The organism is Streptomyces sp. NPDC110618, from assembly GCF_055657065.1.
On sequence record NZ_JBVKBN010000051.1, the window covers coordinates 1 to 1,434 of the forward strand.

At 69.9% G+C, this 1,434-nt stretch carries 1 protein-coding gene; it reads left to right on the plus strand.

Annotation, left to right across the window (positions count from 1 at the left end):
* Nucleotides 1-216: 216 nt before the first annotated feature.
* On the plus strand, nucleotides 217-1,416 hold the full coding sequence (locus ACZ7L7_RS37170) for an IS110 family RNA-guided transposase (protein ID WP_472078026.1): 1,200 nt from the start codon (nucleotides 217-219) through the stop codon (nucleotides 1,414-1,416).
* Nucleotides 1,417-1,434: the final 18 nt, after the last annotated feature.

Below are 1,434 nucleotides of genomic sequence, written 5' to 3' on the forward strand. Positions count from 1 at the left end.
CCTACCTTCTTGAGTGCATCCCGTGAGTTCGCGACTCTGGGACTGCGCGGGTGGGGCAGGGATGGTTTTCATGCTGGCTGCCTCCGATGGCTCAGGACGCTGATCCCCCTGTCCCGCCATTTCTTCCGGACTGCTGATTAGGCACTGCGAACGATCGCTTGGTAGGGCGAGGACAGGCGGAAGAAGTCGCGCCACACGCTGCACCGGGAGGGGACCGTGACCGCCAACGCAGGCTTCGACATCGCCAAGGAATTCCACTGGCTCGCGGTGACCGACGACCGCGGCCGTCAGCTGCTCAGCCACCGGGTCGACAACGACCCCGCCGCCATCGACGAGGCGATCGGCGAACTGCACACCGTCGAGGCCGAACACGGCCCCGTCACCGTCGGCCTGGACATCCTCGGCGGCATCGCCGCCCTGCTGACCGCCATGCTCCTGACGGCCGGCTTCCGCGTCGTCCACGTCCCCGGCCTGGCCGTCAACCGCGCCCGGCGCGCCACCCGTGGCGGCGAGAACAAGTCCGACCCCCGGGACGCCAAGGTCATCGCCGAACAGGTCATGCTCCGCGACGACCTGCGCACCGTCGAACTGCCCGACGACAGCGCCGTGGAGCTGAGGCTGCTGGTCAGCCACCGCACCACGCTGGTCAGGGAGGCCACCGCCCGCACCGCGCGGCTGCGTGACCTGCTCACCGGTATCCACCCCGGCCTGGAACGGGCCGTCGACGCGACGAACCAGTCCGGGCTCATCCTGCTGGGCCACTACGTCACACCCGCCGAGATCCGCCGCGCGGGCACCGCCCGGATCGCCGACTACCTGCACCGGCACGGCGTCAGAACCGCCCTGGCGCAGCCGCTGGCCGATGCGGCGCACACCGCCGCACTCACCCAGCGTGCCGCGCTGCCCGGCGAACGCCGCACCGCCCAGCTCATCCGGGAACTCGCCGACGAGCTGCTGGCCGGCAAACGCCGCATCAAGGCCCTGGAAGCCGAGATCGAGAAACTGGTGACCGGCCACCCTGACGGGGCCCTCATCCGCAGCCTGCCGGGGATGGGGGCCGCCCTCACCGCCGAGTTCCTCGCGGCTGTCGGCGACATCCGCCGCTTCAGCAGCGGCGACGCGCTGGCCGCCGCCTCCGGGCTGTCCCCGGTGCTCTCCCAGTCCGGCAAGATCCGCTACTCGCGCAGCGCGACCGGCGGTGACAAGGCCCTCAAACGGGTCTTCTACCAGGCCGCGTTCTGCTCCATCCAGCGTGATCCCACCTCGCGCGCCTTCTACGACCGCAAACGATCCGAAGGCAAACGACACCATCAGGCCCTGATCGCTCTGGCCCGGCGCAAGATCAACGTTCTCTACGCCATCCTGCGCGACCGTCGCCCCTACGAGGCCCGGCCGCCTCTTCGTCTCGTGGCTTGACAACAGCATTAGGCAGCG